Annotated in this window: 24 protein-coding genes and 1 pseudogene; 15 read left to right on the top strand and 10 right to left on the bottom strand. The window is 70.2% G+C overall.

The features are described from left to right. Window positions 1-53 precede the first annotated feature (53 nt). Complete coding sequence (gene xylB / locus AC2SGK_RS12465; RefSeq protein ID WP_488323853.1) at window positions 54-1,502, top strand: xylulokinase; 1,449 nt, start codon at window positions 54-56, stop codon at window positions 1,500-1,502. A gap of 3 nt (window positions 1,503-1,505) precedes the next feature. Here the strand turns inward: xylB and AC2SGK_RS12460 are convergent, their stop codons facing one another. Beyond that, window positions 1,506-2,123 (bottom strand): helix-turn-helix transcriptional regulator, encoded by a 618-nt coding sequence (locus AC2SGK_RS12460; protein WP_488323852.1) that lies wholly within the window; start codon window positions 2,121-2,123, stop codon window positions 1,506-1,508. 146 nt (window positions 2,124-2,269) lie between these two features. Between AC2SGK_RS12460 and AC2SGK_RS12455 the strand changes: the two genes are divergently transcribed. Further along, entirely contained in the window at window positions 2,270-2,467 is a 198-nt protein-coding gene (locus tag AC2SGK_RS12455; protein WP_488323851.1) for a hypothetical protein, read from the top strand. Between the two features lie 11 nt (window positions 2,468-2,478). Next, a complete protein-coding gene (locus AC2SGK_RS12450) occupies window positions 2,479-3,087 on the top strand; it encodes an acyl-homoserine-lactone synthase (protein WP_488323850.1) in 609 nt (202 codons plus the stop codon). On the opposite strand, the gene AC2SGK_RS12445 is transcribed toward AC2SGK_RS12450, so the two are convergent. Genes AC2SGK_RS12445 through AC2SGK_RS12435 form a run of 3 tightly spaced genes read right to left on the bottom strand, consistent with a single transcriptional unit; the run spans window position 3,084 to window position 6,102 of the window. Then, complete coding sequence (locus tag AC2SGK_RS12445; RefSeq protein WP_488323849.1) at window positions 3,084-4,595, bottom strand: PhnE/PtxC family ABC transporter permease; 1,512 nt, start codon at window positions 4,593-4,595, stop codon at window positions 3,084-3,086. The genes AC2SGK_RS12450 and AC2SGK_RS12445 overlap by 4 nt on opposite strands. Further along, window positions 4,588-5,244: an ATP-binding cassette domain-containing protein gene (locus AC2SGK_RS12440; protein WP_488323848.1), complete on the bottom strand. Its 657-nt coding sequence runs from the start codon at window positions 5,242-5,244 to the stop codon at window positions 4,588-4,590. The genes AC2SGK_RS12445 and AC2SGK_RS12440 overlap by 8 nt, the downstream gene beginning before the upstream one ends. 3 nt (window positions 5,245-5,247) lie before the next feature. Beyond that, window positions 5,248-6,102 (bottom strand): putative selenate ABC transporter substrate-binding protein, encoded by an 855-nt coding sequence (locus AC2SGK_RS12435; RefSeq protein WP_488323847.1) that lies wholly within the window; start codon window positions 6,100-6,102, stop codon window positions 5,248-5,250. Window positions 6,103-6,360: 258 nt separating this feature from the next. Between AC2SGK_RS12435 and AC2SGK_RS12430 the strand changes: the two genes are divergently transcribed. The 7 genes from AC2SGK_RS12430 to selB are packed head-to-tail and all read left to right on the top strand — an operon-like array spanning window position 6,361 to window position 15,327. Then, window positions 6,361-6,960: a molybdopterin-dependent oxidoreductase gene (locus AC2SGK_RS12430; RefSeq protein WP_488323846.1), complete on the top strand. Its 600-nt coding sequence runs from the start codon at window positions 6,361-6,363 to the stop codon at window positions 6,958-6,960. A gap of 12 nt (window positions 6,961-6,972) precedes the next feature. Beyond that, window positions 6,973-9,441: a formate dehydrogenase-N subunit alpha gene (fdnG, locus tag AC2SGK_RS12425; RefSeq protein ID WP_488323845.1), complete on the top strand. Its 2,469-nt coding sequence runs from the start codon at window positions 6,973-6,975 to the stop codon at window positions 9,439-9,441. Further along, window positions 9,438-10,421 (top strand): formate dehydrogenase subunit beta, encoded by a 984-nt coding sequence (gene fdxH, locus AC2SGK_RS12420; protein ID WP_488323844.1) that lies wholly within the window; start codon window positions 9,438-9,440, stop codon window positions 10,419-10,421. The genes fdnG and fdxH overlap by 4 nt, the downstream gene beginning before the upstream one ends. After that, window positions 10,421-11,110: a formate dehydrogenase subunit gamma gene (locus AC2SGK_RS12415; RefSeq protein WP_488323843.1), complete on the top strand. Its 690-nt coding sequence runs from the start codon at window positions 10,421-10,423 to the stop codon at window positions 11,108-11,110. The genes fdxH and AC2SGK_RS12415 overlap by 1 nt, the downstream gene beginning before the upstream one ends. A gap of 55 nt (window positions 11,111-11,165) precedes the next feature. Continuing rightward, window positions 11,166-12,080, top strand: coding sequence for a formate dehydrogenase accessory protein FdhE (fdhE, locus tag AC2SGK_RS12410; protein WP_488323842.1), 915 nt, complete (start codon window positions 11,166-11,168; stop codon window positions 12,078-12,080). Continuing rightward, the gene (gene selA / locus AC2SGK_RS12405; protein WP_488323841.1) at window positions 12,080-13,438 is read left to right on the top strand and encodes an L-seryl-tRNA(Sec) selenium transferase; all 1,359 of its coding nucleotides are present in this window, start codon (window positions 12,080-12,082) and stop codon (window positions 13,436-13,438) included. The genes fdhE and selA overlap by 1 nt, the downstream gene beginning before the upstream one ends. Beyond that, window positions 13,435-15,327, top strand: a complete 1,893-nt coding sequence (gene selB, locus AC2SGK_RS12400) for a selenocysteine-specific translation elongation factor (RefSeq protein ID WP_488323840.1) — start codon at window positions 13,435-13,437, stop codon at window positions 15,325-15,327. Before selA ends, selB begins: the two co-directional genes overlap by 4 nt. On the opposite strand, the gene AC2SGK_RS12395 is transcribed toward selB, so the two are convergent. After that, window positions 15,324-15,788, bottom strand: a complete 465-nt coding sequence (locus AC2SGK_RS12395) for an Lrp/AsnC family transcriptional regulator (protein WP_488323839.1) — start codon at window positions 15,786-15,788, stop codon at window positions 15,324-15,326. The genes selB and AC2SGK_RS12395 overlap by 4 nt on opposite strands. Window positions 15,789-15,894: 106 nt before the next feature. On the opposite strand from AC2SGK_RS12395, the gene putA reads away from it, so the two are divergent. After that, window positions 15,895-19,293 (top strand): bifunctional proline dehydrogenase/L-glutamate gamma-semialdehyde dehydrogenase PutA, encoded by a 3,399-nt coding sequence (gene putA / locus AC2SGK_RS12390; protein WP_488323838.1) that lies wholly within the window; start codon window positions 15,895-15,897, stop codon window positions 19,291-19,293. 3 nt (window positions 19,294-19,296) lie between these two features. Here the strand turns inward: putA and modC are convergent, their stop codons facing one another. Genes modC through modA form a run of 3 tightly spaced genes read right to left on the bottom strand, consistent with a single transcriptional unit; the run spans window position 19,297 to window position 21,847 of the window. Then, window positions 19,297-20,388 (bottom strand): molybdenum ABC transporter ATP-binding protein, encoded by a 1,092-nt coding sequence (modC, locus tag AC2SGK_RS12385; RefSeq protein WP_488323837.1) that lies wholly within the window; start codon window positions 20,386-20,388, stop codon window positions 19,297-19,299. Continuing rightward, a complete protein-coding gene (gene modB / locus AC2SGK_RS12380) occupies window positions 20,385-21,092 on the bottom strand; it encodes a molybdate ABC transporter permease subunit (RefSeq protein ID WP_488323836.1) in 708 nt (235 codons plus the stop codon). Before modB ends, modC begins: the two co-directional genes overlap by 4 nt. Next, a complete protein-coding gene (modA, locus tag AC2SGK_RS12375; protein ID WP_488323835.1) occupies window positions 21,089-21,847 on the bottom strand; it encodes a molybdate ABC transporter substrate-binding protein in 759 nt (252 codons plus the stop codon). The genes modB and modA overlap by 4 nt, the downstream gene beginning before the upstream one ends. 147 nt (window positions 21,848-21,994) lie before the next feature. Here modA and AC2SGK_RS12370 point away from each other — a divergent pair, with 147 nt between their 5' ends. The 4 genes from AC2SGK_RS12370 to AC2SGK_RS12355 are packed head-to-tail and all read left to right on the top strand — an operon-like array spanning window position 21,995 to window position 24,610. Beyond that, window positions 21,995-22,522: a sigma-70 family RNA polymerase sigma factor gene (locus tag AC2SGK_RS12370; protein ID WP_488323834.1), complete on the top strand. Its 528-nt coding sequence runs from the start codon at window positions 21,995-21,997 to the stop codon at window positions 22,520-22,522. Continuing rightward, window positions 22,509-23,279 (top strand): anti-sigma factor family protein, encoded by a 771-nt coding sequence (locus AC2SGK_RS12365; RefSeq protein ID WP_488323833.1) that lies wholly within the window; start codon window positions 22,509-22,511, stop codon window positions 23,277-23,279. Before AC2SGK_RS12370 ends, AC2SGK_RS12365 begins: the two co-directional genes overlap by 14 nt. 21 nt (window positions 23,280-23,300) lie before the next feature. Beyond that, entirely contained in the window at window positions 23,301-24,017 is a 717-nt protein-coding gene (locus AC2SGK_RS12360) for a Bax inhibitor-1/YccA family protein (protein ID WP_488323832.1), read from the top strand. Between the two features lie 20 nt (window positions 24,018-24,037). After that, the gene (locus tag AC2SGK_RS12355) at window positions 24,038-24,610 is read left to right on the top strand and encodes a DUF2076 domain-containing protein (RefSeq protein WP_488323831.1); all 573 of its coding nucleotides are present in this window, start codon (window positions 24,038-24,040) and stop codon (window positions 24,608-24,610) included. Between the two features lie 274 nt (window positions 24,611-24,884). On the opposite strand, the pseudogene AC2SGK_RS12350 reads toward AC2SGK_RS12355, so the two are convergent. Together AC2SGK_RS12350 and AC2SGK_RS12345 are read right to left on the bottom strand one after the other, a co-directional pair. Next, window positions 24,885-25,190: pseudogene (locus AC2SGK_RS12350) on the bottom strand (Hint domain-containing protein); the annotation flags it as partial. A 69-nt stretch (window positions 25,191-25,259) separates the two neighbouring features. Then, complete coding sequence (locus AC2SGK_RS12345; protein WP_488323830.1) at window positions 25,260-25,409, bottom strand: hypothetical protein; 150 nt, start codon at window positions 25,407-25,409, stop codon at window positions 25,260-25,262. Between the last annotated feature and the right edge of the window lie 542 nt (window positions 25,410-25,951).

The raw sequence follows: 25,951 nt of genomic DNA, 5'->3' as shown, positions 1-25,951 counted from the left end.
GGACATTTCCGCCCCGGCTGCCGATGGTCGCGCCAAACGGGGGAGGAGCGGCGATGAGCTTTCTGGGGATCGATCTGGGCACGTCCGGCCTTCGAGCGTTGCTGGTGGACGGGGCGGGCCGGCCTGTCGGTTCGGCCGAACGCCATTACGGCGTCTCTCATCCCCATCCCGGCTGGTCCGAACAGGACCCGGCCGACTGGATCGAGGCCTTCCGGGGCGCGGTCGCGGATCTGCGCGCCGCCCATCCCGAATTCGCGGCCCTGCGCGGCATCGGCGTGGCGGGCCACATGCACGGCGCCTGCGTCCTGGACCGCGCGGGGGAGGTGCTGCGCCCCTGCATCCTGTGGAACGACACGCGCAGCCATGTCCAGGCCGCGGCGATGAACGCCGATCCGCGGTTCCGCGCGCGGACCGGCAACATTGTCTTTCCGGGCTTCACCGCGCCCAAACTGGCTTGGATGGCCGCCGAAGAGCCGGAGCTGTTCGCCCGCGCCGCGCGCATCCTGCTGCCCGCCGCCTATCTGAACCTGTGGCTGACCGGAGAGGCGGTCGGCGATCTGTCCGACGCCTCGGGCACGGCCTGGCTGGACACGGGCGCGCGCGACTGGTCGGACGCGCTGCTGGAGGCGACGGGCCTGACCCGCGCGCAGATGCCCCGCCTGGTCGAGGGCGCGGCCGAGGCCGGGCGGCTGCGCGCCGATCTGGCCGCGGAATGGGGCCTCTCCGGGCCGGTCAGCGTGGCGGGCGGGGCGGGCGACAATGCCGCCGCCGCCTGCGGGATCGGGGCGATGGCCGAAGGGGCGGGCTTCGTGTCGCTTGGCACCTCGGGGGTGCTGCTGGCGGCGCGCGACGGCTATGCCCCCGCGCCCCAGACCGCGCTGCACAGCTTCTGCCACGCCGTGCCGGGGCGCTGGTACCAGATGGGCGTGATGCTGGCCGCGACCGACAGCCTGAACTGGCTGTCGCGGATCACCGGGACCGCGCCTGCGGCCCTGACCGCCGATCTGGGACCGTTGCGCCCCCCCGGTTCGGTGCGGTTCCTGCCCTATCTGTCCGGAGAGCGCACGCCCCATAACGACCCCGCCATCCGCGCCAGCCTGACCGGGCTGGCGGCGGCGACGGATCGGGGCGACCTGACCCGCGCCGTGCTGGAGGGGGTGGCCTTCGGGCTGGCCGACAGCCTCTCGGCGCTGCATCGGACCGGCGCGCGGCCCGACACGCTGATGGCGATCGGCGGGGGGGCGCAGTCGCGCTATTGGCTGGAGGCGATCGCCACGGCGCTGGACGTGACGCTGACCCTGCCCGAGGCGGGCGAGTTCGGCGCGGCCCTGGGGGCTGCGCGCCTCGGTATGGTGGCGGCGGGCGCGGACAGCGTGGCCGAGGTCATGACCCCGCCCGCGATCACCGCGCGCATCGAACCGGACCAGGCCCTGCGCCCCGCCTTCGCCGAGGCGCTGGCGGCGTTCCGGGCCAGCTATCCGGCGATCCGGGCGATCCAGTAGCCCCTACAGATAGTTGCGCGCCACCGCGATGGCGACGGCCTGGGTGCGGCTTTTCGCGCCCAGCTTGCCGCAGGCCTTCACGGCGCGCTGCTTGACGGTCGATTCCGCGATGCCCAGCTGGGTCGCGGTCTCGATCTGGCCCAGACCGTCGCGGAAGCAGCGCAGCACGTCCAGCTCGGCCGGGGTCAGGGCGGCGCGGTTCAGCACCAGGTCGGTCCACAGGTTGAACTTGGCCCGGCAGCGCGCGATCTCGTCATCGGTGAATTCGCGGTCCGGGTGGGACAGGGTCAGGAAGGACCGCTTGCCCGCCACCTTGCGCGAGATGGCCACCCCGTAGTTCAGCCGGAACTTGCGCGCCGCCTGCATGACGCCGCGCAGGTCGGGGATGCGCACCTCGGACCAGCGCGCGGCCCCGTCATGGGTCATCGTCCACATCGCGATGGGGTCGCCGAAGAAGTAGTTGCGGTCCTCGTAGATCGCCCGCCAGGCGTCGGGATAGGCGTTGAACAGGTGTTCCGGCCCCCGATAGGTCAGGTTGAACCCCATGATCCAGCCGGTGGGCGCGAGGGCATGCATCTCGGCGATCTCGGCGTCGAAATGGGGGATCAGGTCATGCAGCATGCGGGCCTCCGGCGCTTCGACCCGCAGGATATGTCCTTTCGGACATACTGAAAAGGCAGGTGCGGTCGTTTTCGCACGACAAGATGCCTCGCGACGCGCAATCCGGGCTCACCTTTCACCAAAGGAGCACGGAGATGGTCAAGGAAATGAGGGAGCCCAAGCTCGCGACGGCGGAGTTCAGTCGCGACATGGTCGAGACGATGCTGACCTATTTCGACGCCTATGCCGACGAGGGCGTGCTGAAGGTCGAGGTGACCAGCTGGGGGCTGTGGCTGCCCAACAAGGTGACCGGCGGACGCCAGTTCCTGGGGCTGGCCAAGCTGCCCGACGGCTATCGGCAATAAGGACGGACGACATGACACAGACGATGAGCGACGTGCGGATCAGCACGATCCGCCTGCCCCATGACATGGCGCAGTTCGACCTGGTGACCAGCTTCTTCAAGCTGCGCAAGCAGATCTTCGTGGACCGCATGGCCTGGCCGCTGCACCATGCCGAAGGCATCGAGTTCGAGCAGTACGACACCTTCGACACGGTCTACGTGATCGCGCATCGCGACGGCCAGGCCATCGGCGGGGCGCGGCTGAAGCGGACCGACTGCGCCTTCGGCGGGGGCAAGGTGGTCTATTCCTACATGATCCGCGACGCGCATCTGGGGCTGCTCCCCGGCATGCCCACCAACCTGTGCCATGACGAACCCCCCGTCGATCCGCAGTCCTGGGAGCTGACGCGTTTTGCCGCGCTGCCGGTGCCGGGCCTGGCCGAGGCGATCCTGGAGGCGTCGAACGACCACCTGCACCGGGTGGGCGCGACGGACTGCCTGTTCCTGGGACCGCCCGCCTTCCTGCGCATGGCGCAGCGGCTTGGCTGGACACCACGTCCGATGGGCGATCTGGTCTCCAACGACGACGGCAAGTTTCTGGCCTTCGCCTGCGCGGTGCGCCAGCCGCAGATGGCCGCCTAGCAGTTGCTCGCCTGGCCGGGGACCATCCCCGGCCGCGCGTCCCCGACCCGCAGATCGCCCGCCCCGAGCCGGGCGCGGATGGCGCGCGACAGCGCGTCGATGCCGACCGTGACCAGCCCGGTCGCGACCAGGATGACGACGGCGCGGTCGATGCGCAGCTCTCCGATGGCATCGTCCAGAAAGAACCCCAGGGTGGCGATGCCCAGGACGCCCATGATCGCGGATTCCCGGATGATGATCTCCCACCGGTAGAGGCACAGCGCCACGAACGGACCGAACAGGCGCGGCACGATCTCCCAGCCCCAGAGCGTCAGGCCGCGCGGCGCGTCCGCGCGCAGCGTCAGCCCGGTCGCCTGACGGCCCAGAAGATGCCCGATGATCGCCCCGTTGTGCAGCCCGAGCGCCAGGATCGCGGGCAGCATGGACGGCCCCCAGACCTGCAGGAACAGATAGGCCAGCATGTATTCCGGGAACGACCGCAGGATCACCAGCACCAGATGCCCCAGGCCCGCGCCGATGCGCCCGGTGACGCGCGGCACGGTGGCGGCCTGCGCGACGAAGGCCACCGCCCCCGCCAGCACCAGCGCCAGCTGCGCGACGATCAGCGTCGCGGCAAGGCCCGGCAGGATCGCGGTGCTCGTCAGCTCCCACAGCCAGGGCAGCATGGCGGCCGGGTCACCCTGGCGCAGGGGGGCGGGGACGATGTCCTGGCCGAGGAACCGCCACAGCGCGCCCTGCCCCATCGGCGGCGTGCGCACGGTGGAGAGCATCACCGCCGCGAAGACCAGCCAGCCCAGCAGCAGCCGGGGCCGCATCCACAGCCGGACCGTCGCGATCAGCGTGATGTAGATCGCCATGACCGCCCCCGCCGCGCCGTATTCCCCCTGCCGGAAGAACGTGTCCAGCTGGAAGCCGAGCGTCGGCAGCCCGATGAAGCCCAGCACTGCCGAGGACCGCAGCCCGCATTCCAGCCGGTAGAGCGCATAGGTCGCCATCTGCGGCCAGGCCAGCGGCGCGCGCGCCCAGAGGAACCGCGTCAGCGGATCGACCGACGGGCCCAGCCAGCGGTCGGGGCGGCGGTCGGATTCGTCCAGGATCTCGGACAGGACCTTGGCGAAGATCCCGGCATAGGGCAGCGCGATAGCCAGCACCCCCGACCAGACGCTGATCCCGAAGACCTGCAGCAAGAGCAGCGCCCAGAACAGCTCGTGGACCGAGCGCAGGGCGATGGCCAGGCCCCGCACCGCGCGCAGCCGGTAGAAGGGCGCCAGGATCAGCCCCGCCACGCCCCCCAGGGTCACGCCCGCGCCCGCGAAGGCCACGGTCAGTGCGACGGCGCGGGCGATCTGTTCGATGGCGCCGAAATCGGGCGCAAGGAAGCCGCGGCCCATCCGGGCCAGCGCGGCCCAGGGGTCGTGGCCCGCCACCGTCAGGTCGGCCAGCGGCAGGCACAGGGCGGCCACGGCCAGGAACCCCGCCACCACGCCGAGGCGCGACAGGCTAGCCATAGAGGGCCTCGATCCGCGAGGCGTCCAGCTGGTCCACCGGCAGGTCGAACAGGAACTCGCCCTGCGTCAGGCCGATGACCCGCGTGGCAAAGGCCCGCGCGACAGCCACGTCATGCAGCGCCAGGATCGCGGTCGGGAAGGCCGCGCGCAGCAGCGCCGCCAGCTCCTGCGCCTGACGCGGATCGACGGCCGAGAGCGGCTCGTCCCCCAGGATCAGGTCGCCGCCGCGATGCAGGGCGCGGGCCAGGGCCACGCGCTGCTTCTGCCCGCCGGACAGGGATTCCACGCGGGCATCGGCCTGTGGCGTCAGGCCCACGCGGTCCAGGTCGGCCAGGGCTGCGGCGCGGTCGGGCGCGGCGGGGCGGATCAGCGTGCGCAGGTTGCGCCAGGCGCCGTGATCGTCCAGCCGCCCCATCAGCACGTTGCGCAGCGCCGAGAGCTGCGGGACCAGCGCCGCGTCCTGCGGGACCAGCGCGATTCGCAGCCCCCGCCCCGCCGCCGCCGTGTGGAGCGCGGAGAGCAGCGTCGACTTGCCCGAACCGCTGCGGCCCAGCAGGGCGACCCGCTCTCCGGGCGCGACATGCAGTCGCACGCCCGACAGGACGGGCGCGCCGCCATAGCCCAGATCGACCCCGTCCAGAAGCTGCAAGGACTACTCCAGCAGGTCCAGATCGCGGGCGACCTGTTCGATGGGGGCATAGTCCTCATTCGCCGCGGGGATGAAGGCGTTGCGCGGGAAGGCCGCCAGCAGCTCCGGATCGTCCATGCCGACCAGCGCGGCCTGCACCTTGTTGGCGAAACCCTCGCCCCACCGGGCATCCACGTCGCCACGGATGGTCCAGTTGTAGTCGGGATAGGGCGGCGTCTTCCAGATGATCTTGGCGGTCTCGACCTCGGGCGCGCCATCGGCAACCGCCTGATCGTAGACGGTATAATTCAGCGCGCCGACCTGCCAGGCACCCGACGCGACCAGCCGCAGCGTCTGGCTGTGATCACCCGAGAAGCCCACGCGGTCGAAGAACTCCTCCGGCGCCTCAGCGGTGTTCTCGCGGATCGCATATTCCGGCATCAGGCGCCCCGAGGTCGAGGTCTTGGCGCCGAAGGTGAAGGACATGCCGCGCGCGGCCTCGGGGAAGTCCTCGGACTCGGTCAGGCCGGTGTCGGTATGGGCGATGAAGTAGCTGACGAAGCTGGTATCCTCGTCGCCCTGCGCGATGGCGCGGGCGCCGTCCACCAGCAGGCGGGCCTGCACGCCCGACAGGCCCCCGAACCAGGCCAGCTGGACCTGGTCGTTGCGGAAGGCGGTGACGGCGGCGGGATAGGATTTGACCGGCACGAACTCGACCGGCACGCCCAGTTCCTCCGACAGGTAGTCGGCCACGGCCGAGAAGCGCTCGACCAGCCTGGTCTCGTCCTCGTCGGGGATGGCCGAGAAATACAGCGTTTCCTGGGCCGCGGCGGAGAGCGGCAGGGCGGTGGCCAGCAGGGTGGCGAACAGACGCGACATCATGGGCATGGACTGGGCTCCGGTCAGGGTGAGGGGCTGGGATCGGCGGACCCCGTCGATGGCGGGGTCTCGCGCCGATGTGCCAAGCCCCCGTCTCCGGCGGAACCACACGGCCCGAACGCCCCCGGCGCATCGGCTTGCCCGCCCGTTCTAGACCGGTCGTCCGGTCGCATGCAAGGCGTCACGGGTTGACTTGGCCGGGGCGGCGGCAGACAATTGGCGGGTACCTATCCATCACAGACAGGCAGAGGGGGTCCCATGAATATCGACCTTTCGCGCCGCGGCTTTCTGAGGCTTGCGGGGGCGGGGGTTGCGGCAACGTCGCTTGGAGCCATGGGCTTCGGCGGGGCCGAGGCGGCGGAGGCGGCGCATGTGCGCGCCTTCAAGCTGGCCACGACCACGGAAACACGCAACACCTGCCCCTATTGCTCGGTCGCCTGCGGCATCATCATGTATTCGCGCGGCGACGTGAAGGCCGGCGAGACCGCCGAGCTGCTGCATATCGAGGGCGATGCCGACCATCCGACGAACCGCGGAACGCTGTGCCCCAAGGGCGCGGCGCTGAAGGACTTCGTCCACGCGCCCACGCGCCTGACGCAGCCCCGCGTTCGCCGTCCGGGTTCGGACCGCTTCGAGGAGATCACCTGGGAGGAGGCGCTGGACAAGATCGCCCGCGCCCTCAAGGATGATCGCGACGCGAACTTCATCGCCACCAACGATGACGGCACCCCCGTCAACCGTTGGACGACGGCGGGTTTCCTGGCGGCTTCGGCCACGACCAACGAGACCGCATGGCTGACCTACAAGACGGTCCGGTCCATGGGTGTTGTGGGATTCGACAACCAGGCACGCGTCTGACACGGCCCTACGGTGTCCAGTTTGGGCCCGACATTCGGCCGTGGAGCGATGACCAATCCATGGACTGACATCAAGAACACCGACCTGGCGATCGTCATGGGCGGCAATGCCGCCGAGGCGCATCCCTGCGGCTTCAAGTGGGTGACCGAGGCCAAGGCGCATCGCGGCGCCAAGCTGATCGTGGTCGACCCGCGCTATACCCGCACCGCATCGGTGGCGGACTACTATGCGCCGATCCGTCCGGGCACCGACATCGCCTTCCTGATGGGGGTGATCCGCTGGTGCATCGAGAACGACAAGGTGCAGTGGGACTATGTCCGCAACTACACCAACGCCTCCTTCTTGGTGCGCGAGGACTTCGGCTGGTCCGACGGCCTGTTCACCGGCTATGACGAGGAGAAGCGCGACTTCAATAAGGAGAGCTGGGACTATCAGAAGGGCGAGGACGGCTTTGCGCTGACCGATCCCACGCTGCAGGACCCGCGCTGCGTCTGGAACCTGCTCAAGGCGCATGTCGACGTCTACACGCCGGAATTCGTCGAGAACATCACCGGCACGCCGCGGGACAAGTTCCTGGATATCTGCGCGATGATCGGCGAATGCTCGGCCGTGGACCGGACGATGACGTCCATGTACGCGCTTGGCTGGACCCAGCATTCCAAGGGTGCCCAGAACATCCGCGGCATGGCGATGCTGCAGCTGATCCTGGGCAATATCGGCGTCCGCGGTGGCGGGATGAACGCGCTGCGCGGTCACTCCAACATCCAGGGCCTGACCGATATCGGCCTGATGTCGAACCTGATCCCGGGATACCTGAACATCCCGACGGAGAAGGAGGTCGACTGGCAGACCTATCTGTCCACGCGTCAGTTCACGCCGCTGCAGCCGGGTCAGACCAGCTACTGGCAGAACTATCCCAAGTTCATGGTCAGTTTCCTCAAGGCCATGTGGGGCGATGCCGCGACGGCCGAGAATGACTGGGCCTTCGACTATCTGCCCAAGCTGGACGTGCCGGCCTATGACATCCTGCGCATGTTCGAGCTGATGAACCATGGCAAGGTGAACCTGTACTTCTGCCAAGGCTTCAACCCGATGCTGTCCATTCCGGACCGCGGCAAGGTGACGGCGGGCCTGTCCAAGCTGAAGATGCTGGTCGTGATGGACCCCCTGTCCACCGAGACCTCGCATTTCTGGGAGAACCACGGCGCGCATAACGACGTGGACACCGCCTCGATCCAGACCGAGGTGCTGGAGCTGCCCACGACCTGCTTTGCCGAGGACGAGGGCGCGCTGGTCAATTCGGGCCGCTGGCTGCAATGGCACTGGCCGGGCGCGACACCGCCGGGCGAGGCCAAGCACGACACCTGGATCATGGCGCAGATCTGGACGCGGGTGCGCGACCTGTATCGGGCCGAAGGCGGCGCCTTCCCCGATCCGATCGTGAACCTGGCCTGGGACTATGCCGATCCGGGAGAGCCCACGCCGGAGGAGTTGGCGAAGGAGATGAACGGCCGCGCGCTGGCTCCGGTGACGGACCCGGCCACGGGCGCGCAGATCCTGCAGGCGGGTCAGCAGGTGTCCGGTTTCGGACAGCTGCGCGACGACGGCACCACCATGGCGGGCTGCTGGATCTATGCCGGCAGCTGGACCGAGGACGGCAACATGATGGCGCGGCGGGACAATTCCGATCCCGACGACACCGGCATGTTCCTGAACTGGGCCTTTGCGTGGCCGGCCAACCGGCGGGTGCTGTACAACCGCGCCTCGGCCGACATGGCGGGCCAGCCTTGGGACGCCACGCGCCCGCTGATCCAGTGGGACGGGGCGAAATGGGGCGGCTACGACGTCCCCGACATCGCGCCGACCGCCGATCCGGCGACGGTGCGGCCCTTCATCATGAACCAGGAGGGCGTCTCGCGCCTGTTCACCCGGGGCATGATGCGCGACGGGCCCTTTCCGACGCATATGGAGCCGTTTGAGAGCCCCATGGCCAACGTGTTCAACGCGCGGATGCGCGGGAACCCGGTGGCGCGGGTCTTCGAAAGCGACGTAGCCCAGCTGGGAACCAGCGACGAGTTTCCATTTGTCGCGACCTCCTATCGCCTGACCGAGCATTTCCACTACTGGACCAAGCACAACCGGGTGAACGCCGCGTTGCAACCCGAGTTCTTCGTGGAGATCAGCGTCCAGCTGGCCGAGGAGCGCGGCATCGCCAACGGCAGCCGCGTGCGTGTCTTCGGCAAGCGCGGTCAGGTCTGGGCCAAGGCGGTGGTCACCCGTCGCCTGCAGCCGCTGGTCTGTGACGGCAAGCCCGTCCATGTGGTGGGCATTCCGCTGCACTGGGGCTTCATGGGGGCCGCCAAGAAGGGCTGGGGGCCGAACAGCCTGACGCCGTTCATCGGGGATGCGAACACGGACACGCCCGAATTCAAGGCGTTCCTGGTCAACATCGAACCCGCAACCGAGGAGCCGGTGGCATGAAGGACATCGCGAACAGCCCGACCACGGCGGCGTCCAACCCGCCCGTGCAGCCGACCGAGGCCTATTTCGATGCGCGCGACGTCGTGCGCATCTCGGCCACCCGGAACGTGCCAGCCCCCGACCGCCAGCTGGAGAAGCTGGCCAAGCTGATCGATGTGTCCAAATGCATCGGCTGCAAGGCCTGCCAGTCCGCCTGCGTGGAATGGAACGACACGACCCCGGCGGTGGGAGAGAATGTGGGGGTCTACGAGAACCCCCACGACCTGACCCCCGACATGTTCACCCTGATGCGTTTCGCCGAATGGGAGAACCCGGCCACCAACGAGCTGGAATGGCTGATCCGCAAGGACGGCTGCATGCATTGCGAGGATCCGGGCTGCCTCAAGGCCTGCCCGGCGCCCGGCGCCATCGTGCAGTATTCCAACGGCATCGTGGACTTCATCCACGACAACTGCATCGGCTGCGGCTATTGCATCACCGGCTGTCCCTTCGACATTCCGCGCATCAGCCAGACCGACCACAAGAGCTACAAGTGTACCCTGTGTTCGGATCGCGTGGCCGTCGGTCAGGGTCCCGCCTGCGCCAAGGCCTGCCCCACGCAGGCCATCGTCTTCGGCACCAAAACCGACATGCAGGCCCATGCCGAGACCCGCATCGCCGACCTCAAGTCGCGCGGCTACGAGAATGCGGGCCTCTACGACCCGGCCGGTGTCGGGGGGACCCATGTGATGTACGTCCTGCATCACGCGGACAAGCCCGGCATCTACAACGACCTGCCCGAGGAGCCCCGGATCTCTCCGGTGGTCGAGGGCTGGAAGGGCGTGACCAAGACCGCGGGCCTGGCGGCCATCGGTGTGGCCGCGGTCGGCGCCACGCTGCACGGCCTCTTCGCGCGCGCGAACGAGGTTGAGGAGCATGACGTCAAGGCCGCCGACGCCCTGGTCAAGGGCCGGAACCCCGACGAAGGAGACCACGTCTGATGGCCCCGCGCCCCTATTACTCCGAACGCGGCGACCGGCTGGAGAGCATCCAGCCGGTCGAGGTCAGCCGCTATCGCGGCATCACCCGCCTGAACCACTGGGTGACGGCCTTCAGCCTGATCGCGCTGGCGCTGTCGGGACTGGCGCTGTTCGATCCGTCGCTGTTCTTCCTGACCGGCCTCTTCGGCGGCGGTCAGACGACCCGCTGGATCCACCCGATCATCGGCGTGGTCCTGTTCGTCAGCTTCGCGCTGATGTTCATCCAGCTGTGGCGGCTGAACATGCCCCGCCCCGAGGATGCCACCTGGGTCGCCAATATCGGCGACGTGGTGAAGGGCAACGAGGAGAACCTGCCCGAGCTTGGCAAGTACAATGCCGGGCAGAAGTTCGTCTTCTGGGCGATGTCCGGGCTGATCGTGGTGCTGATCGCCACCGGCGTGATGATCTGGGAGCAGTACTTCCCCGGTCTGGTCAGCATCCCCGTGCGCCGCATCGCGGTGCTGGTCCATGCGCTGTCGGCGGTGGCGATCATCCTGGTCTTCATCATGCATGTCTATGCCGCGATTTGGACGCGCGGCACGCTGCGCGCGATGACCCGGGGCACGGTCACAGGCGGATGGGCCTGGCGCCATCACCGCAAATGGCTGCGAGAGATCGCCAGCCGCGACAACAAGGGCCCGGCAGAGTAATCTGCCGGCCACCATCACCGGCATCCCCTGTGGCCGGTTCGGCCCGGAGAGAGACATGACCACCACCATCCAACCCGACCCCTCGGCCATCGGCGGCGTCCCTTCGGCGCCGCTGGTGATGCTGCCGAAACCCATGCGCCTGTTCGCGACCCGCGCGAAACGCCTGGCCTTCCTGGCGCAGCACAGCGACAACCTGGGACCGTGGCTGGCCTTCCTGGGCCAGCTGGTCGACCTTCAGGCGCGTCTGGCCGAGGAACTCCCCCGCCCTGCCCCCGTTCCGGCCGACCGCATCGCGCTCGCGCGCGAGACCCGCATGCCGCCCATTGACCGCCGGGCGCTGTCGACCGATCCCGACCTGCATGCCGCGCTGGACGCGGTGCTGACCCATGCGGCGGCGCTGGACATGCCCGAACCCGCGCGGCTGGCCCTGTCGGCAGTGACCGCGGCCTCCCTGGCCGACCGTCACTGGCTGCTAGAGAACATCCTGGCCGACACGATCCCCGAGGACAGCGTGGCGCCGCACCTGTTCGCGGCGCTGGCGGTGCAGCTGCACCTGTCGCGTCTGGCCGCGGGCCTGCCCGCCGATCGGCTGGTCAAGATCCGCACCGGCGTCTGCCCGGCCTGCGGCGGCCGCCCGGCCAGCAGCAGCGTCGTCGGCATGGCCGAGCTGGACGGCGTGCGCTATGCCGCCTGCGCCTGCTGCCAGACGCAGTGGAACGAGGTCCGGCTGACCTGCCTGTGCTGCGGCGAGACCGGCAAGATCAGCTATCGCAGCGTCGAGACCGATCAGGCCACCGTCCGCGCCGAGGTCTGCGGCGATTGCGATTCCTGGGTCAAGATCCTCTATCAGAACAAGAACCCCAGCCTGGAGCCCGTCGCCGACGATGTCGGCAGCCTGGGGCTGGACCTGCTGATGAAGGACACCGGCATCCGGCGCGGCGGCTTCAACCCGTTCCTCGCGGGCTACTGATGTCAGGCTTTCGGGCGCTGCCTTCGGTCGACCAGCTGCTGTCGGGCCATCCCGACCTGATCGACCGGCATGGCCGGGCGATGGTCACGCGCCACGCCCGGCTGCGCCTGGACGCGGCCCGCGCGGCCATCCGCGACGGTGCCGACGGCGCGGTCGAGGCCGCGCGCCTGCCGCATCTCCTGGCCGCCGATCTGGCGGCGATGGCCGCGACGCGGCTCCGGCCGATGCTGAATCTGACCGGCACGGTGCTGCACACCAATCTGGGCCGCGCCATCCTGGCCGAGGAGGCCATCGCCGCCGCCAGCGCCGCCATGGCCGCGCCGCTGGCGCTGGAATACGACCTGGAGACCGGCGGCCGGGGCCAGCGCGACGACCATCTGCGCGGCCTTCTGTGCGAGCTGACCGGGGCCGAGGACGCCACCATCGTCAACAACAACGCCGCCGCCGTGCTGATCGCGCTGAACACGTTCGGCCAAGGGCGCGACAGCATCGTCTCGCGCGGCGAGCTGATCGAGATCGGCGGCGCCTTCCGCATGCCCGACATCATGGCCCGCGCGGGAACGCGTCTGGTCGAGGTCGGCACCACCAACCGCACCCATCCCCGCGATTATCAGGAGGCCATCACCGACCGGACGGGCCTGATCCTGAAGGTCCACACCTCGAACTATCGCATCGAGGGCTTCACAACCGCGGTCGAGGGCCCGGCGCTGGCCGCCATCGCCAAGGCGGCGGGCGTGGTGATGCTGAACGATCTGGGCGCCGGATCGCTGGTCGATCTGTCGCATTGGGGCCTGCGCCGCGAACCCACCGTGGCCGAGGCCGTGGCCGAGGGCGCCGATCTGGTCACCTTCTCGGGCGACAAGCTGCTGGGCGGGCCGCAGGCGGGCTTCGTCGTCGGACGGCGCGACCTGATCGCGCGGATCAACAGGAACCCGATGAAGCGCGCCCTGCGCCTGGACAAGATCCGGATCGCCGCGCTGGAGGCGACGCTGCGCCTCTATCGCGACCCCGACCGGCTGCCGGACCGCCTGCCCGTCCTGCGCCTGCTGTCCCGCCCGCACGCCGATATCGCGGCGCAGGCCGCGCGGCTGGCCCCGTTGGTGGGTGCGCGCCTGCCCGAATACGCGGTCACGACCACCGATTGCGCCAGCCAGATCGGCTCGGGCTCGCTGCCGACCGACACGATCCCCTCGGCCGGGCTGCGCATCACCGGGGCGGGGGGAGACGCGCCCGACCGGCTGGCCGCCTGGCTGCGGGGGCGCGACCGCCCGGTGATCGGGCGCATCCATGACGGCGCGCTGATCCTGGACCTGCGCTGCTTGGAGCGCGACGCCGACCTTCTGGAGGCGCTGGCGTGATCGTCGGCACGGCGGGCCATATCGACCACGGCAAGACCGCCCTGGTCCGCGCCCTGACCGGCACCGATGCCGACCGCTTGGCGGAGGAGAAGGCCCGCGGCATCACCATCGACCTGGGCTTTGCCTATGCCGATCTAGGCGGCGGTGCGGTGACGGGCTTTGTCGACGTGCCGGGCCATGAACGGCTGATCCACACCATGCTGGCAGGCGCGGGCGGGATCGACCTGGCGTTGTTGGTGGTGGCTGCCGATGACGGCGTCATGCCGCAGACGCGCGAGCATCTGGCCATCCTGGACCTGCTTGGCCTCACGCGCGGCCTGATCGCCCTTACCAAGGCCGATCTGGCCGAGGCCCCCCGCCGCGCCGCAGTCACCGCCCAGATCCGCGAGGCGCTGGCGGAGAGCGGGCTGGCGGATGCGCCCATCATCCCGGTCTCCTCGCTGACCAGCGAAGGCATCCCCGATCTGCGCGACGCGCTGATCCGGGCCGAGGCGCAGACGACCGCCCGCGGCAGCGACGCGCTGTTCCGCCTGGCGGTCGATCGCAGCTTCACCCTGCAGGGCGCAGGCACGGTGGTGACCGGCACGGTCCTGTCGGGCCGCGTGGCCATCGGCGATCTGGTGACGGTCAGCCCCGCCGGGATCGCGGCGCGGGTGCGGGGCATCCATGCCCAGAACCGCGCGGCGACCGAAGGGCTGGCCGGTCAGCGCTGCGCCCTGAACCTGGCCGGAGAGGCCGTCGCCAAGGACGCGATCCATCGCGGCGACATCGTGCTGGCCCCCGCGCTGCACGCGCCCACCGACCGCATCGACGCGATGCTGAGCGTGCTGCCCTCCGAGCCCAGGCCCATCGGCACCTGGTTTCCCGCCCGCCTGCACAGCCATGCCGCCGAACGCGGCGCGCGCATCGTCCCCTTGGGCAATCCGATCCCGCCGGGTGGGCGCGGGCCGGTGCAGATCGTCCTGGACGCGCCCCTGGCCGCGACGGTGGGCGACCGCTTCATCCTGCGCGACGTGTCGGCCAGCCGGACCATCGGCGGCGGGCATCTGCTGGACCTGCGCCCGCCCGCGCGCAAGCGGCGCACGCCGGAACGGCTGGCCCTGATCGCCGCCGCCCATGCGCCCGACCCGCTGGCCGCGATGCTGGCGGTGGCGCCGGTCGATCTGACGGTCTTTGCCCGCGACCGCGCCATGCCCCCGGAGGCGGCCCAGGCCGCGCTGTCCCTGGCGGGCGGGCAGGCGGTGGGGGCTCTGGCGCTGTCAGGCGATCATCTGCGCGACCTGCGCGACGGCATCGCGGCGGAACTGGCCGCGTTCCACGCCGAGAACCCCGACCTGCCCGGCCTGGGCCGCGAGCGGCTGCGCTTGGTCGTCACGCCGCGCCTGCCCAAGGAGCCGTGGCTGGCGCTCCTGCGGCAGGAGGCCGAGGCGGGGCGCATCGTGCCGGACGGCGCCTTCCTGCGCCTGCCCGGCCACGAGGTCCGCCTGTCGCCCGAGGACGAGGCCATCTGGGAACGCATCCTGCCCGCGCTGACCGGAGAGATGCAGTTCCGCCCGCCCCGCGTGCGCGATTTCGCGACCGAGTTCGGCATCGACGAAAAGGAGATCCGCCGCATCCTGCGCCTGACCCAGAGGCTTGGCCGGACCGACCAGATCGCGCATGACCATTTCTTCGCCCGCCCCGTGACCGCGCGGATGGTGGCGATCCTGCGCGAGGTGGCGGCGGCGACCGAGGATGGCTGGTTCACCGCGCCGCTGTTCCGCGACCGGGTCCAGAACGGCCGCAAGGTCGCCATCGAGATCCTGGATTTCTTCGACCGGCACGGGGTGACGCTGCGCCGGGGCGATCTGCGCCGCCTGAACCCGCACCGGCTGGATCAGTTCGACTAGAGGCGCGGGCCGTTCTGTTCGATCACCGCCTCCATCGCCACATGGCTGGAGGTGGCGTTCACATGCGGCAGGCACGAGATGCGGTCGGCCATGATCTGGCGGTAATGCGCCATGTCGCGGGACCGCACCTTCAGCAGATAGTCGAAACCGCCCGCGATCATGTAGCATTCCTCGACCTCGGGGATGGCGCGGACGGCGGCGTTGAAGGCCTCCAGCGCCTTCTGGCGGGTGTCGGTCATGCGCACCTCGACATAGGTGACATGGGTCAGGCCGAGGCGCACCGGAGACAGGATTGCGCGGTATCCGGTGATCAGCCCGGCCTCCTCCAGCTGGCGGATGCGCAGGGCGACGGGGGTCTTGGACAGGCCGACCTTGCGCGCCAGTTCCGTCACCGACAGGCGTGCATTGGTGGACAGTTCGGCCAGGATGCGGCGGTTGATCGGGTCAAGCAAGTCGGTCACGGAAACGGCCCCGATTTTGGGTGAACGGGCTGCATCATGGATCATCATTGGTCACATCGTCCACAGGCGACGCGATAACATGCGGCCATCATCCCCGGGGGCCGCCATGACCGATCTTAATTCCACCGCCAAGTTCCAGCCCGAGGCCGATCTGCTGGCGCGCCTGTCGCGGGAGGCGGACCTGTCGCCCGACATCCGCGCCCGGATCAGCACCCGCGCCGCGGGTCTGATTCGCCGCATCCGCGCCGAGTCGAAGCCCACGATGATGGAGCTGATGCTGGCCGAATACGGCCTGTCCACGCGCGAAGGCGTCGCCCTGATGTGCCTGGCCGAAGCGATGCTGCGTGTTCCCGACCGCTCCACCATCGACGCGCTGATCGAGGACAAGATCGCGCCGTCGGATTGGGGGCGGCACCTGGGCGAAAGCTCCTCCAGCCTGGTCAATGCCTCGACCTGGGCGCTGATGCTGACGGGGCGTGTGCTGGACGACGATCAGCCGGGCCTGGCGGGCACCCTGCGCGGCGCGATCCGCCGCCTTGGAGAGCCGGTGATCCGCACCGCCGTGACCCGCGCCATGCGCGAGATGGGGCGGCAGTTCGTGCTGGGCCAGACCATCGACGCGGCGCTGGAACGCGCCAAGGGACAGGAGTCCAAGGGATACACCTACAGCTATGACATGCTGGGCGAGGCGGCGATGACCGCCCGCGACGCCGACCGCTATGCGGAGGAATACCGCAAGGCCATCGCCGCCATCGCGGGCGCCTGCACGCAGGGGTCGGTCGCGAAAAACCCCGGCATCTCGATCAAGTTGTCGGCGCTGCACCCCCGATACGAGGTCGCGCAGGAGGCGCGGGTCATGGCCGAGCTGGTCCCCGTCGTCCGCGATCTGGCCCGCCGGGCGCGCGCCGCCAACATGGGCCTGAACATCGACGCCGAGGAGCAGGACCGCTTGGCCCTGTCGCTGAAGGTGATCGAGGCGGTGCTGCCCGACCCCGAACTGGCCGGTTGGGACGGGTTTGGCGTGGTCGTGCAGGCTTATGGCAAGCGGGCGGGGCCGATGATCGACGCGCTGCATGCGCTGGCCGTCCGCCACGACCGCCGCATCATGCTGCGCCTGGTCAAGGGCGCCTATTGGGACAGCGAGATGAAGCGCGCGCAGGTCGAGGGGCATCCGGACTTTCCGCTGTTCACCTCCAAGACCGCCACCGATGTCAGCTATCTGGCGCTGGCCAAGCGGCTTCTGGGCCTGACCGACCGCATCTATCCGCAATTCGCGACCCATAACGCCCATTCCGTCGCCGCCATCCTGGAGCTGGCGGGCGACGCGCCCTTCGAGTTCCAGCGCCTGCACGGCATGGGCGAACGGCTGCACGACATCGTGCTGAAGGATCAGGGAACCGCCTGCCGCATCTATGCCCCGGTGGGCGCGCATCAGGACCTGCTGGCCTATCTGGTCCGCCGCCTGCTGGAGAACGGCGCGAACAGCAGCTTCGTCAACCAGATCGTCGATGGGGCCGTGACCCCCGAGGAGATCGCCCGCGACCCGTTCGACGCGCTGGCCGAGGCCCGCCCGCCTGCGGGTCTGGTCGCGCCGGAGGCGATCTACGGCGCGGGCCGGGTGAACGCGCGGGGCTTCGATCTGTCATCCGCCGACGTGCTGGAGCGCATCTTCGCCGCACGCGATGTCGCAGCCGAGGATGCGGTCCCCATCGTCGCGGGTCCGGTCAACGGCCTGCGCGCGCGCCCCGTGACGAACCCCGCGACGCTGGCGGTGGTGGGCCGGGTCCGCGACGCGGATGCGGCGACCGTCGCGGCGGCCATCGGCGCGGCGCGCCCGTGGTCCGCGACGCCCGACGAACGCGCCGCCGTGCTGCGCCGCGCCGCCGACCTGATGGAGGCCGATTTGGGCCCGATCTTCGGCATCCTGGCACGCGAGGCGGGCAAGACGCTGAACGACGCCGTGGCCGAACTGCGCGAGGCGGTCGATTTCCTGCGCTATTACGCCCAGCAGGGTGAGGCGCGGGCCGACGCGCCGCGCGGCATCATCGCGGCGATCAGCCCGTGGAACTTTCCGCTGGCGATCTTCACCGGCCAGGTCGCGGCGGCGCTGATGACCGGGAACGCGGTCCTGGCCAAGCCCGCCGAACAGACCCCGCTGATCGCCGCGCACGCCGTGCGGCTGATGCACCGCGCGGGCGTGCCCCGAGCGGCGCTGCAGCTGCTGCCGGGGGACGGCGGCACGGTGGGCGCGGCGCTGACGCGGGACGCACGCGTCGGTGGCGTGGTCTTCACCGGCGGCACGGACACGGCGCGGCTGATCGCGGGCACGATGGCCGATCACATGGCGCCCGGCACGCCGCTGATCGCGGAGACAGGCGGGCTGAACGCGATGATCGTTGACAGCACCGCCCTGCCCGAACAGGCGGTGCGCGACATCGTGGCCTCCAGCTTCCGCAGCGCTGGCCAGCGCTGTTCGGCGCTGCGCTGTCTCTATGTGCAGGAGGACGTGGCCGAGCATGTCATCGCCATGATCCGCGGCGCGATGGACGAATTGCGCGTGGGCGACCCCTGGGACCTGTCCACCGATGTGGGCCCGGTGATCGACGCCGAGGCGCAGGCCGCAATCCTGGCCTATCTGGACCAGCAGCGCGACCGCATCCTGCATCAGGTCGCGGCCCCCGCGACCGGGCATTTCGTGCCGCCGACGCTGATCCGCGTCCCGGGCATCGCCGCGCTGGAGCGCGAGATCTTCGGCCCGGTCCTGCATGTCGCGACCTTCCGCGCCCGCGACCTGGACCGCGTGGTGGCCGAGATCAACGCGACCGGATACGGGCTGACCTTCGGGCTGCACAGCCGCATCGACGCGCGGGTGCAGCAGGTGTCGCAGGCGGTCCATGCGGGCAACATCTATGTCAACCGCAACCAGGTCGGCGCCACGGTCGGCAGCCAGCCCTTCGGCGGCGAGGGCCTGTCGGGCACCGGACCCAAGGCGGGCGGGCCTCTGTACCTGCCGCGCCTGGCCGCGCCCTCGCGACCGGAGGAGGCCGGGCAGGACTGGGACCGCGCCGAGGACATCGCCCGCCTGAGCCGCGCGCTGCGCGCGGATCACGGCCCGGCGGCCGAGACGCAGACCCTGATGCCCGGCCCGACCGGAGAGCTGAACCGCCTCTCGACCCTGCCGCGCGGTCCGGTCCTGTGCCTGGGTCCGGGCCCCGAGGCCGCCCGCGCGCAGGCCCGTGCGGTCGATGCGCTTGGCGGTCACGCGGTCACGGCCGAGGGCCGCGTCGATCCCGCGTCCCTGACCGATCTGCCCGATCTGGCGGGGGTGCTGTGGTGGGGCGACGCGCATCAGGGTCGCGCGATGGCGCAGGCGCTGGCGCGCCGCGACGGGCCGCTGATCCCGCTGATCGCGGCGATGCCCGACCTGGCACATCTGCGCCACGAACGCCATCTGTGCGTGGACACGACCGCGGCCGGGGGCAATGCCGCGCTGCTGGCGGGCTGAGGCCTAAAGGCCGGGCTGCGCCCCGCGGCCCAGATCGCCGGGGGCCACCGCCACCGACTTGACGATCGCGTGGCAGGGCTGCCCCGGCGCCAGGCCCAGCTGCGCCAGCGACCGGCGGGTGATGCGAGCGGTCAGCCGGTCGTCGCCCATGGCCAGGACCACCTGGACGGTCGGGCCGTCATCAGGGGTGATGGCGGCGATGCTGCCCGACAGGATGGTCAGGGCCGACAGGCCCTCGGGCCGGGCGCGCGACAGGATCACGTCCCGCGCCGCAACCCGCAGGCGCAGCGCGGCGCCGGGCGGCGCGTCGATGCCCGCGACCAGGACCGCGCCGCCCGCCGTCCGCAACCGCGTCAGCCCGTCGCCCTCATCCGCCTCGACCCGCGCGGCCAGGACCGAGGCCGTGTCGCCCCCCGCCACCGCCGCGTCGCCCAGGACCGCCGCGGGCGGCCCGACGGCCGCGACCCGGCCCGCGCGCAGCGCGACGACCGTGGTGGCCAGGCGCGCCACCTCCGGCACCGCATGGCTGACATAGAGGATCGGCACCGCCGCGTGATCGCGAAGGCGTTCGAAATAGGGCAGAATCTCCGCCTTGCGGGCGGCGTCCAGCGCGGCCAGCGGCTCATCGGCCAGGATCAGGCGCGGCGCGGCCAGAAGGGCGCGGCCGATGGCCACGCGGCTGCGCTCTCCGCCCGACAGGGCGCCGGGGCGGCGCGCCAGCAGCGGCCCGATGTCCAGCATCTCGACCACCCGGTCCAGATCCGGCCCCGCCGCGCCCCGCGGCGCGAACCAGCGCCCGAACAGCAGGTTGCGCCGCACCGACAGATGCGGAAAGAGCCGCCCCTCCTGAAAGACATAGCCCACGCGGCGGCGATGCGGCGGCAGGTGCAGCCCCGACGCGCTGTCGTCCAGCAGCCGCCCGTCCACCGCGATCCGCGCGCGGTCCGCCCGCAGAAGGCCCGCGACGGCGTTCACGACCGTGGTCTTGCCCGAACCCGACGGGCCGAACAGCACCGTGAGGCCCGCCGGCGCATCGAAGGCCACGTTCAGCGCGAAGCCGCCGAAGCGGTGGGACAGGCCGACCTGCAGGCTCATGCGCCCCCCACCCGGAGCGCGGCGCGGCGCGCGATCAGCTCCGACAGCAGCAGCGCCGCCATGGCGAGCACGACCGCGATGACGACCAGCCGCCCCGCCGCGACCTCTCCGCCCGGCACCTGAAGCGCGGCATAGATGGCCGAGGGCATGGTCTGGGTCTCACCGGGGATGTTCGAGACGAAGGTGATGGTCGCGCCGAATTCGCCGATCGCCTTGGCGAAGGCCAGGATCGTGCCCGCGATGATGCCCGGCAGCATCAAGGGCAGGGTCACGGTCAGGAACACCCAGGGCGGGCTTGCCCCCAGGGTCGCGGCGGCGGCCTCCAGCCGCGGATCGACCGCCTCGATCGACAGGCGGATGGCACGGACCATCAGCGGAAAGGCCATGACCGCCGCCGCCAGCGCCGCCCCCGTCCAGCGGAACGACAGCACGATCCCCAGGCTCTCCAGCAGCGGGCCCAGGCTGCCGCGCCGCCCGAAGGCGATCAGCAGCAGATAGCCCGTGACCACCGGCGGCAGGATCAGCGGCAGATGCACGATGCCGTTCAGCAGCTGCCGCCCCGGAAATCGCCAGCGCGCCAGAGCATAGGCGGTCAGGATGCCCAAGGGCAGGCTGGCCAGGGTCGCCACCAGCCCCACGCGCAGCGACAGCCGCACCGCCTGCCATTCCGCCGGTCCCAGCCAGCCCGCGACCGCGTCGATCACGGCGCCGTCGTGAAGCCGTATTCGGTCCAGACCGCCTGCGCGGCGGGCGAGGACAGATAGTTCAGGAAGGCCTGCGCCTCGGGTGCAGCGGCCTCGGTCGTCAGGGCGGCCGGATAGGTGATCGGGTCATGGCTGTCGGCCGGGAAGGTGCCGATCACGGTGACGTCGTCCTGCGCAACCGCGTCGGTGGCATAGACGATGCCCAAGGGCGCCTCGTTCCGGGCGACGAAAGCCAGGGCGGTGCGGACGTTCTCGGACTGCGCGACCAGGGGGGCGACGGCGTCCCACAGGCCCAGATGGGTCAGCGCCGCCTTGCCGTAGATCCCGGCCGGCACGGAATCGACCATGGCCATGGACAGCCGCCCGCCCTCCAGCATCGCGGGCAGGTCCAGCCCGGCGTCGATGGTCACCGGCTCGGCCGCGCCATGCGCGATCAGCACCAGGCTGTTGCCCAAGATGTCGCGCCGCGTGTCGGGCCGGATGTCGCCCGATGCCTGCACCGTGTCCATCCATTCGGCGCTGGCCGAGATGAAGATGTCCGCCGGCGCGCCCTCTTGGATCTGGCGGGCCAGGGCGGAGGACCCGGCATAGGACATGACCGCGCGGTTGCCGGTCTCCTGCGACCACAGTGCGGCCACGCGGTCCAGCGCGTCGGTCAGGCTGGCGGCGGCAAAGACCGTCACCGGCGGGGCGTCCTGCGCCACGGCAGGGAGCGGGGCGCCCAGAAGCAGGGCAAGCGTGGCGGCAAGGCGCATGACGGTCTCCGGTCGTTCTTTCCGCCTGAACATAACGCGCCGCGGGGACGGAAAGGCAAGCGTTATTTTCGGACGGCTACAGCGCGGCGCATTATTTTTTCGGACCGGGGGAAGCGATCGCGGCGCGGCGTCGTCTATGGTTTCAAGATGAGCAAGACACGCGATCCCATCCTGGACCTTCTGGCACCGCTGCGGCGCTATGCCTTCGCGCTGACGCGCGACCGTGCCGAGGCCGACGACCTGGTGCAGGACACGCTGCTGCGCGGCCACGAACAGCGCCGTCAGCTGGCCCCCGGCAAGGCGCCCGGGCCGTGGCTGCGCGCGATCCTGCGCAACCGCTTTCTGGACAGGCGCCGCAGCGACCGGGCGCAGGCCCGGCGCGAGGCGGATTTCGCGCAGCTGACCCCGCAGGCGCAGGAGGGCGCGCAGGACGACGCGCTGCGCCTGGCGCAGCTGCGCGGGGCATTCCTGGACCTGCCCGAGGAGCAGCGCGAGGCCTTGGCACTGATCGCGCTGGACGGGCTGTCCTATGCCGAGGCGGGGCAGCTGCTGGGCGTGCCGCCGGGGACCGTGATGTCGCGCGTCTCGCGCGCCCGCGCCCGGCTGCGCGCCTTCGAGGATGGTGCCGACCGCCCGGCCCTGAGGATCATCGGAGGACGCGATGCCGATTGCTGACCCCCTGCCCGAACCCGCCGATCTGGACGCTTATGTCGACGACCAGCTGACCGAAGGCCAGCGCGCCCAGGTCGAGGCGCATCTGGCCCGCAACCCCGAGGCCGCGGCCCGCGTGATGCGCGACCTGGCGCTGCGGCGCGACCTGCGCCGGGCGCTGGCGGCCCCGCCCGCGCCGCGGCCCCTGCTGGGTGCCGCGCGACGTCTGGCCATCGCGCGGCGCCGCGACGCCCGCCTGCGTCAGGTGCTGCGCATCGTGCCGGCGGCGCTGCTGATCGGGCTGGGCTGGCTGGCCCATGCCGGGCTGGGGCCGCTTTCGGTCGGCGAAAGCGTCGCGGCCGCGCCCGCCCCCCCGGCAGTGGCGGCGGCGCTGTCGGCGCATCAGGTCAGCCTGCTGCGCGCCGACATTGCCTCGCAGCCCGAGACGCGCGGACTGGATGCCGCCGAGATGCGCGCCGCGACCGGAATCGCGCTGCCGGGCTTTCCGGGCGGCTGGACGGTGCGCGACGCCCAGGTCTTCCCCTCGCCCCAGGGGCCGGGGATCGAGGTCCTGTTCGACACCGACGACCTTGGCCTGGTCAGCCATTTCGCGGTGCGCGCGGGCGGGTTCGCCGTCAGCCTGCCGCATCTGCACACCACCCCCGACCATGCTGCCGCCTGGTTCCAGATCGGCGAGACGGCCCATGTCCTCGTCGCCGACCGGGACCGGGCCGAGGCGCTTCTGGCGACCTCGGTCGCGCTGTCGGACACGCTTTACTGACCCCCATCCACGGAGAGAGCCATGCAACCCATCCGCCAGGCCGGCCGCAGCGCCGGTTTCGCCCCCGCCGCCGTCTATGACGACGGGCTTCGCGCGCATATGCTGCGCATCTACAACTACATGGGCCTGGGCCTGCTGGTGACCGGACTGGTCGCCGTACTGGTGGCCTCGGTCCCGGCCATCTACGTCCCGATCTTCTCGACGCCGCTGAAATGGGTGGTGATGCTGGCGCCGCTGGCCTTCGTGATGTTCCTGTCCTTCCGGATCGAGACCGTCTCGGCGGCCACGGCGCAGACGCTGTTCTGGGCCTTCTGCGCGGTGATGGGCCTTTCGCTGGCCTCGATCTTCCTGGTCTTCACGGGGACGTCCATCGCGCGCGCCTTCTTCGGCGCCGCCGCCATGTTCGCGGGCATGAACCTTTACGGCTACACCACCAAGCGCGACCTGTCGAAATTCGGCAGCTTCCTGATCATGGGCCTGATCGGCGTGATCATCGCCAGCATCATCAACATCTTCCTCGGCTCGTCGGCGCTGCAGTTCGCGATCTCGATCATCGGCATCCTGGTCTTCGTCGGCCTGACGGCCTGGGACACGCAGTCGATCAAGCTGGCCTACAGCGAGCATCACGATGCCGAGACGCACCAGAAACTGGCGGTGATGGGCGCGTTGTCGCTCTACCTGAACTTCATCAACCTGTTCCAGCTGCTGCTGAGCCTGACCGGCCAGCGCGAGGAATGACCGAAAGAGGACCCGAACCCATGGACCAGAACGACCGCCACGCCATCGAGGCGCTGTTCGGCAAGCTGGGCCAGGCCGCCCAGGCCCAGCCCCATCGCGACCCCGAGGCCGAGGCGCTGATCGCCGACCTGATCGCCCGCAATCCGGGTGCGGCCTATTACATGGCCCAGACCGTGATCATGCAGGAACAGGCGCTGAACGCCGCCGAACAGCAGATGCAGCAGATGCAGGCGCAGCCCGCACCGGCCGCGGGCGGTCTCTTCGGCCGGCTGTTCGGCGGCAGCCAGCCGCAGCCGCGCCCAATGACGCAGCGTCCCGCGCCCCAGCCCTACGGCAAGCCTGCCTATGGCCAGTCGCCCTACGGCCAACCGCAGGGGTCCGGCCCGTGGAACAGCGGTCGCCCGTCGGGCGGCGGCTTCATGGCGGGCGCGGCACAGACGGCGATGGGCGTTGCGGGCGGCGTTCTGCTGGGGAACGCCATCGGCGACATGTTCGCAGGCCCCGCCGATGCCGCGGGCCTCGAGGAACCGCCGATGGATGACGAGGCCGCCTTCGACGATGCGGGCTTCGACGACGGCGGCTTCGAGGAATAAGCCGCGCGGCCCCGCGACGGGACTCCGCCGCGGGGCCGTCTCTATGCCTCAGGCGTCGACCAGCGCCTTGCCGTTCCGGGCATGCCGGACGGCCAGCTTGCAGCCCATCCGGCACGAGGCCAGGATGTGGGGCGTGGTCAAGGTCGCGCAGCTGCGGGAACAGGGTCAGGATCTCCTCCAGCGCGGCGGCGTCGATGCCGCGCAGCGCCTCGGGGCCGGTATACAGCGCCTCGGTCTGGGCGCCGTTCGACGGGAAGACCTCGTGCCGGTCAAACAGGACGTGGGCGTCGTCGACCCCATTCGCATCCTCGGCGATGTCGATCCCGTCCAGCACGCAGAGCTGCCGGGCGGCCACAAGGCCCTCGTCCATGCAGAACGACCGCCGCGCGACGCGCGACCGGACGAGGGCCCGGTGCTGGGGCGAGACCATCAGGTCCGCCTCGGGCGTGGTGGCGCCAAGCGCCCCCGCCCGGATCCGGATCGGGCGCATCGCCGGCATCCGCGCCAGATCCGCCGCCGACAGGGCCCGCCGCCCAATCCAGCGGATGGGCTGCAACCCGTGCTCGGCGGTCAGGATCAGATCGCCCTCGGGCAGATCCTCGACCGCGACGTCGCCGCGATCCGTCCGGATCAGCGTGCCGCCCGCGGATCATGGCTGAATGCCGCCGCCCGGCCCGATCTGGCCGTTCGGATAGGAGATGATGTTGGTGTTGACCGCCAAGGTGATCAGCGTCACCAGGTCGGGCGTCTCGCCCGGATAGATCAGGTGCGGCGACCCGCCGCTGGAGACCAGGATCACTCCACAGCAGATCGCCCCAGCAGCCCGACGCCCGAGACGGTCCCGGTGCTGAGGTTGCCGATGGCGTCGAGCGGGATCAGGGTCCACGGTATCATGGCGCTGAACGACGCCGTCCTTCGTTTGATCATCCCCCGTCATCGCACCGGTCCCGATCGTTCGTATCGGTCCCCAGTTCACAGGCTGAATGATGATGCTAGAGCCATCAATAGGCATGATGCAATCTTCACACGTCTTCAGACATCGCATTGTCCAAATCGACGGCGAACGGTGGAGAAACTTGTCAGGTCATCGGGCTGCGAAAGGTATTGTTCGAGCAGACAAGCAGTCGGGAACGCGCTTTGTCAGACCTGTGATATCATGCTGCTATGCGTCCTGACTCAGATCGACATCTAACGTTTGGAAACAACGGTGAAAACTGCATAAAACGCCGTGCCTTTTGCAGGGATGTCTGTCGCGCTCTCAGCCACCTTCGGACGTTCGACTGATAACGTCGGGGTCGACCTGGGCAGCAGGACAACACGCCGATCCGAGCGCCGTCCGGC

Source organism: Paracoccus sp. NIOT.M2S5SZ12 (genome assembly GCF_057748165.1).
This window is presented reverse-complemented; position numbering and strand designations above follow the sequence as displayed.

Bases quoted from the DNA above. Each gene is read 5' to 3' on its own strand.
- xylB (WP_488323853.1), top strand. From the start codon at position 54: ATGAGCTTTCTGGGGATCGATCTGGGCACGTCCGGCCTTCGAGCGTTG.
- AC2SGK_RS12460 (WP_488323852.1), bottom strand. From the start codon at position 2,123: ATGCTGCATGACCTGATCCCCCATTTCGACGCCGAGATCGCCGAGATG.
- AC2SGK_RS12455 (WP_488323851.1), top strand. From the start codon at position 2,270: ATGAGGGAGCCCAAGCTCGCGACGGCGGAGTTCAGTCGCGACATGGTC.
- AC2SGK_RS12450 (WP_488323850.1), top strand. From the start codon at position 2,479: ATGACACAGACGATGAGCGACGTGCGGATCAGCACGATCCGCCTGCCC.
- AC2SGK_RS12445 (WP_488323849.1), bottom strand. From the start codon at position 4,595: ATGGCTAGCCTGTCGCGCCTCGGCGTGGTGGCGGGGTTCCTGGCCGTG.
- AC2SGK_RS12435 (WP_488323847.1), bottom strand. From the start codon at position 6,102: ATGTCGCGTCTGTTCGCCACCCTGCTGGCCACCGCCCTGCCGCTCTCC.
- AC2SGK_RS12430 (WP_488323846.1), top strand. From the start codon at position 6,361: ATGAATATCGACCTTTCGCGCCGCGGCTTTCTGAGGCTTGCGGGGGCG.
- fdxH (WP_488323844.1), top strand. From the start codon at position 9,438: ATGAAGGACATCGCGAACAGCCCGACCACGGCGGCGTCCAACCCGCCC.
- AC2SGK_RS12415 (WP_488323843.1), top strand. From the start codon at position 10,421: ATGGCCCCGCGCCCCTATTACTCCGAACGCGGCGACCGGCTGGAGAGC.
- fdhE (WP_488323842.1), top strand. From the start codon at position 11,166: ATGACCACCACCATCCAACCCGACCCCTCGGCCATCGGCGGCGTCCCT.
- selA (WP_488323841.1), top strand. From the start codon at position 12,080: ATGTCAGGCTTTCGGGCGCTGCCTTCGGTCGACCAGCTGCTGTCGGGC.
- putA (WP_488323838.1), top strand. From the start codon at position 15,895: ATGACCGATCTTAATTCCACCGCCAAGTTCCAGCCCGAGGCCGATCTG.
- modC (WP_488323837.1), bottom strand. From the start codon at position 20,388: ATGAGCCTGCAGGTCGGCCTGTCCCACCGCTTCGGCGGCTTCGCGCTG.
- modA (WP_488323835.1), bottom strand. From the start codon at position 21,847: ATGCGCCTTGCCGCCACGCTTGCCCTGCTTCTGGGCGCCCCGCTCCCT.
- AC2SGK_RS12370 (WP_488323834.1), top strand. From the start codon at position 21,995: ATGAGCAAGACACGCGATCCCATCCTGGACCTTCTGGCACCGCTGCGG.
- AC2SGK_RS12365 (WP_488323833.1), top strand. From the start codon at position 22,509: ATGCCGATTGCTGACCCCCTGCCCGAACCCGCCGATCTGGACGCTTAT.
- AC2SGK_RS12360 (WP_488323832.1), top strand. From the start codon at position 23,301: ATGCAACCCATCCGCCAGGCCGGCCGCAGCGCCGGTTTCGCCCCCGCC.
- AC2SGK_RS12355 (WP_488323831.1), top strand. From the start codon at position 24,038: ATGGACCAGAACGACCGCCACGCCATCGAGGCGCTGTTCGGCAAGCTG.